The organism is Flavobacterium sp. (genome assembly GCF_039930565.1).
In the GTDB taxonomy this organism is placed as follows: Bacteria; Bacteroidota; Bacteroidia; order Flavobacteriales; family Flavobacteriaceae; genus Flavobacterium.
In genome coordinates this window covers 1-4,717 of record NZ_JBDTTP010000138.1, presented here as the reverse complement: position 1 = coordinate 4,717, position 4,717 = coordinate 1, and the positions used below count along the sequence as shown (strand labels likewise).

The following is a 4,717-nucleotide window of genomic DNA, read 5'->3' as shown; positions in this document are numbered from 1 at the left end:
CTTAATTGTCATTTTTCTTAGTATTAAGCATTAATTCATTAATTAAACCTGATAAGCTGACCGATATGCAGGCAATTTGTTCATCTGCGGCACCATAATAAATATATAAAGTATCCTTGAAAATAGCTGTTCCTGTTGGGAAACACACATTATTTACTTGTCCTTGTAATTCCCAGTCCTTTTCTGGGCCAAAAAGGGGATAGGGCAGGCGGGCTATTTCAATCTGCGGATTATCAAGATCCAATAAAGCGGCACAAGCCGAATATATGTATCCATCGATGCTATCCCTGACTCCGTGGTAAATAATAAGCCATCCCTTTGGCGTTTCTATCGGCGGACATCCGCCACCGACATAACTAGATTCATGATCGTATTTTGGTGACAGCAGAATATGGTCATTAAAATTCAGGAAATAGTTATTATAGAATGCAGCTGTTAGCTCTGTAAGAGATGTAACAGCAACAATAATCTGGATTTCCGGCTTGATACGGTGCATAAAACAGAATTTCTCTTTTATTTTTCTGGGAAAGAAAATAACATTTTTATCCCAAATAAGTATTTTTTTTCCTTCTTGTTCGACCATTCCATTGTGCTGGTTGTATCTAAAATATTTGCTGTTGGCTGAATTTTTAGCGTTTGTCAATTGATTAAACTTGGCATAGGTAATGGTGGGCACAATTATTCCTTTTTTTTCAAAATTGATTAAATCTTTAGAAACGGCCAGACAACCTAAGGCATTTACGCCATCAAATGCGGTATAAGTCAGATAATAAATGTCTTCGATTTTTACTATTCTTGGATCTTCTAGTCCGTGACTTTCATAGTCAAATTCAGCAATAATTAGTGGTGCAGTGTTTCGCTGAACAACGCTTAAAGGTCCCTCTAGTTTACAGTAGCCTATAGTTGAATGATTATCATGGCTTACGGCGCGATAAAAAAGATGGACGGCATTCCCTTTTTTGATAACAGCCGGATTCATTACCCCTTCGTTTTCAAATACAAGTTCGGTTTTCTCTAGTATTATCCCTTCTCTTTTTATCGATATCATAATGCTGATTTAAGTGTTTAAAGCGATCTTGTGACACTCATTATTTAAAGTACAAGTTATACAATCAACCGAAGCTGTAAATAAAAAATAGAGGGCAACGCCCTCTATTTTTTTGTACCTTTTACAACATTGCATAATCATATTCCACCACAAGATCATTGTCAATGGACCATATCCCCGGAGTTTTCCAAACGATTTTCTCAGCTTGATCTTTTTGATAAACAGAATCAACAAAACCCGTTAGTTTCACATTGGTACCGTTTACAGTTACCGTGATATCTTTTGCATTGAGTGACCAGCTTCGTGCAAGTGCTTTTTCGACATCCTTTTTTTCAATGGCATCTTTGATGTCCGATTTGATTTTGATCTCATTGGTCACCCCTTTTACTCCTGGTAAAAAGCTAATAGCAGTTTTGGCATCTTGTCTCTGAAAATTCCAGTTCAGTTCACCCTCGAGCGTAACCCAGCCGTCTTCTACTTTTACCTTAACATGATCTTCCGCTACGGACAAATTGTATTTTAAGGCTTTTAAGACTTCATTTGCAATATCATTGTCAGTTTTGGTAAAGGTATTGGAGTATTTGATCTCTATTTCCTCGACAACGGCCTTTACTCCCGATACATTTTTGGCTGCGTTTTCAGCTTCCTTTTTTTTATAATATCCGTCTACTATACCTGTCAGAGTCACTACACCATCTTTTACGGTTACTCCAATTTCTGCAGCATGTAAAAGCGGTTCCCATTTGATGGCATTTTGAACATCTTTTTGTAATTCTTCGTTGGTTTTCATAATGTATGTATTTAAAAATTTATAATTCATTTATAATTAATGCCTACTGGAAAAAAAATCATTGAGAGAAACGGTAACCCTTATTAATCAGATTGGAAATACAATTCCCAGGTAATACTGAATGCTCTGGTAAATGGAAATGGCTTTGATTAGGATTCCATTTTCTGCGGCATAGCAGTTTATTTTAAAAAGTATATTTTCCATCTCAACTATTTTTAAAGTCAAACTTTTTAAAATAGTCGCGAACAAAAACCTCTTGCTGCTGAAGGTTCATTTTATTGGTGTTTTCAGCTTCCATTTTAATTTTAGCAAAACTGTTGTCTTTTTGCAAAAAGTGTAGCAATTCAGTTTTTGCAGTAGTAGGGCCAAATAATACGAGTTCATTATAGCCAATGACGAGAGTCGCAATTTTCTTAAAATATGCCCTTTGTTTATTCTGCTCTTTATGGTGCATTTCACTTTCGCTTCTTTGCAGGGTTTCATGTTTATCCTGCATATCAAATTCAGACATTACACTCTGGTTATCTTTATCATTAGCGTTAAAATCGATTAAATTGGCGGAGGCATGATCTAAGTAAATGCCTAATTGGTTTATAGTTTTCATTTTCTTAAGGATATAAGTTTTAATTTTTTTTCACTTATTGCATTGCATCTGCTTCGATTTCCTCGGCAGATGGAAAGTGCTCTTCTTTTACACCGTTTTCTTTAGCAATATGGATTCCAAGCACTTTTCGGGCATTTTCAGTTTGGACCTTGCTTCCATGTACCAAAAGCATAAACTTGCCTGCCTTGATTTCCGTTTCATATTTCAATACCTCATGATTTGAGATTCCCAAACTCACGAGTGCTGCTGCAAGTACACTACTTCCGCCTAGTAATGCTGCACCTTCAAGCGCCCCAATAATGGCAGAAACAAGCGGTCCCGCAACTAATAAAGGTCCAAGGCCCGGAATAAAAAAGAAAGCGGATCCAAACAATAATCCCCAGAAGCCACCCCAGAAAGCCCCAAAACTTCCCCATTTTTTCATACGGTCTCCAACAGTGTAGTAACCCGTTACGGTTTCATCGGTATGGTAATCTGCTCCTATGATGGATAGTTTGGTCATATCGAATCCGCTTTTTTCGAGTTTCTTAATAACTGTTTCAGCTTTAAGATGAGTGTCATAAAAGGCAACTAATGTATTTGTGTTTTTCATGTTGATTGTATGTAGTGAGTTGTTTTATAAATCAATCTGATATTTTTTCTGCATGTTCACGGATTACTTTGAGATTGTTTTTTACATTTCGTACCCAAGCCCTTTTTATGTAATTTTTTCAGCCAGTTCTTTTTGATATGGCGAGTCTACTTTGCCTTTCAGGCTGACCTCATTTTCGTCTGTTTTTATGGCATTAAGTGCCAAATCTATCGCGATGTGGTTTTTTTTAGTGCCGTTTGATAACTTCTTTATTGATTTGCATCCGTTAACTGCGTTCAATAGGGTTTCCCAGTTAGCCTTCCAGAAGATCTTATTATGCTTTTTCATTGCTGTACAAAGTTGAGGTAACAGGAAGGATTCTAAAATGACAGGCATCAGCAATAAAAATGATCCAGGGCACTTTTGAAATAAAAAATAAAACTGCAGTTAAACCGATAGGAAGAACGTCTCCCTATTTAATTTTCCTGATTCGAAGTGCCAATCCATCTTGATTACTTTTTTAGTCCTTTTTTCAATTCTGCAGCATCGCTTGATTTCTTAATATAGATATTGGCTCCTGCGATGAAGGTATCTTCATCACACAGTGCTCCTTTAGGATCGTATACCACAATTGAAAGATTTTTACTTTGTTTATTATTTCTGATGGATACTATTTCGCTTAGACATTTAGATCCAGCATTTAAATTGAAAAACACCATTGGCGTAGCAAGGCCAGATCCTTCTTTTAAATGTTTCATACATAAATTACTGTCTTTGAATACGGTAACAGAATGTTTAAATTCTAAATTGGTCAAAGCGGTCTGAAATGCATCTGTTGCTTTTGATTCGTCTTTTCTAAGCAGCATGCATAGTGGTCTCGGATTGTATGACATCAAATTTGTTTAAGGTTTTCATGCCAAAGAAGCGGTATAATACTTTAATTTGAAATGAGTTAAAGCTGTATAAAGAATGATGTATATCATTTTATGGAAGCCATTCACTGCGAATATTTCCAATTACTTAATAGGGTATAAAACAATTAAAATAAACTTGATAAGTACTGTTTCTTGTTAAATCAATGACAATGTGTAAATTATAGTGTGAAATTCAGGAGAAATGCAACTTTCCATTTTTAAATAGCCGACCTTTATAAGGATCATCATAATTTGATCGATTTGATGATGGATAATGCCGCACTGCTATACGCTCTAGTACAAAATGCTTTGGATGGCATCATTACCATAGACGACATTGGTACTATCGAAACTATTAATCCGGCCGGCTGTGTACTTTTTGGTTATCAGCAGGAGGAAGTTATAGGCAAAAACATTTCAATGTTAATGCCTTCACCGGATAGAGAAAGTCATGATAACTATTTGAGTAAGTACAAAACCACCCGAAAGCCTAGTATAATTGGCATAGGTCGCGAACTAACAGGCATGCGTAAAGGAGGGTATCTCTTTCCTATGAAACTCGGAGTTAGTGAAGTAATTTATTCTGGCAGAACTATTTATGCCGGTTTTATTCATGATTTGTCTCAGCAGAAAGTAGAAGAGGAACGGTATAAGGATTATGCATCTCATCTGGAAGAACTTGTCGAGGAGAGGACAAAATCGCTCAACGATACTATTTTTGCTTTGGAAAAAGCTAAAGAAAAAGTGAGTATTTCCCTGGAAAAGGAAAAAGAACTCAGTAAATTAAAAA

The 4,717-nt window shown here is 36.1% G+C and carries 7 protein-coding genes; 1 reads left to right on the top strand and 6 read right to left on the bottom strand.

Translation table 11 applies throughout. The features are described from left to right. Position 1: 1 nt before the first annotated feature. From ABI657_RS18935 to ABI657_RS18910, 6 genes are all read right to left on the bottom strand, one after another. Positions 2-1,048: a pesticidal protein Cry7Aa gene (locus tag ABI657_RS18935; protein WP_348098833.1), complete on the bottom strand. Its 1,047-nt coding sequence runs from the start codon at positions 1,046-1,048 to the stop codon at positions 2-4. A 121-nt stretch (positions 1,049-1,169) separates the two neighbouring features. Further along, positions 1,170-1,838: a BON domain-containing protein gene (locus tag ABI657_RS18930; RefSeq protein WP_348098832.1), complete on the bottom strand. Its 669-nt coding sequence runs from the start codon at positions 1,836-1,838 to the stop codon at positions 1,170-1,172. 205 nt (positions 1,839-2,043) lie between these two features. After that, positions 2,044-2,442 carry a hypothetical protein gene (locus ABI657_RS18925; protein ID WP_348098831.1) on the bottom strand — a complete coding sequence of 133 codons (399 nt, stop codon included), beginning with the start codon at positions 2,440-2,442 and terminating at the stop codon, positions 2,044-2,046. Positions 2,443-2,476: 34 nt separating this feature from the next. After that, positions 2,477-3,034: a general stress protein gene (locus tag ABI657_RS18920; RefSeq protein ID WP_348098830.1), complete on the bottom strand. Its 558-nt coding sequence runs from the start codon at positions 3,032-3,034 to the stop codon at positions 2,477-2,479. A gap of 105 nt (positions 3,035-3,139) precedes the next feature. After that, positions 3,140-3,361, bottom strand: coding sequence for a BON domain-containing protein (locus tag ABI657_RS18915; RefSeq protein WP_348098829.1), 222 nt, complete (start codon positions 3,359-3,361; stop codon positions 3,140-3,142). A 164-nt stretch (positions 3,362-3,525) separates the two neighbouring features. Then, positions 3,526-3,906 carry a hypothetical protein gene (locus ABI657_RS18910; RefSeq protein WP_348098828.1) on the bottom strand — a complete coding sequence of 127 codons (381 nt, stop codon included), beginning with the start codon at positions 3,904-3,906 and terminating at the stop codon, positions 3,526-3,528. 285 nt (positions 3,907-4,191) lie between these two features. Between ABI657_RS18910 and ABI657_RS18905 the strand changes: the two genes are divergently transcribed. After that, positions 4,192-4,717 (top strand): PAS domain S-box protein (locus tag ABI657_RS18905; protein WP_348098827.1); only part of this gene is annotated, 526 nt, incomplete at its 3' end.

Coding starts and splice junctions, on each gene's coding strand:
- ABI657_RS18915 (WP_348098829.1), bottom strand. CDS start 3,361: ATGAAAAAGCATAATAAGATCTTCTGGAAGGCTAACTGGGAAACCCTA.
- ABI657_RS18930 (WP_348098832.1), bottom strand. CDS start 1,838: ATGAAAACCAACGAAGAATTACAAAAAGATGTTCAAAATGCCATCAAA.
- ABI657_RS18935 (WP_348098833.1), bottom strand. CDS start 1,048: ATGATATCGATAAAAAGAGAAGGGATAATACTAGAGAAAACCGAACTT.
- ABI657_RS18910 (WP_348098828.1), bottom strand. CDS start 3,906: ATGTCATACAATCCGAGACCACTATGCATGCTGCTTAGAAAAGACGAA.
- ABI657_RS18920 (WP_348098830.1), bottom strand. CDS start 3,034: ATGAAAAACACAAATACATTAGTTGCCTTTTATGACACTCATCTTAAA.
- ABI657_RS18925 (WP_348098831.1), bottom strand. CDS start 2,442: ATGAAAACTATAAACCAATTAGGCATTTACTTAGATCATGCCTCCGCC.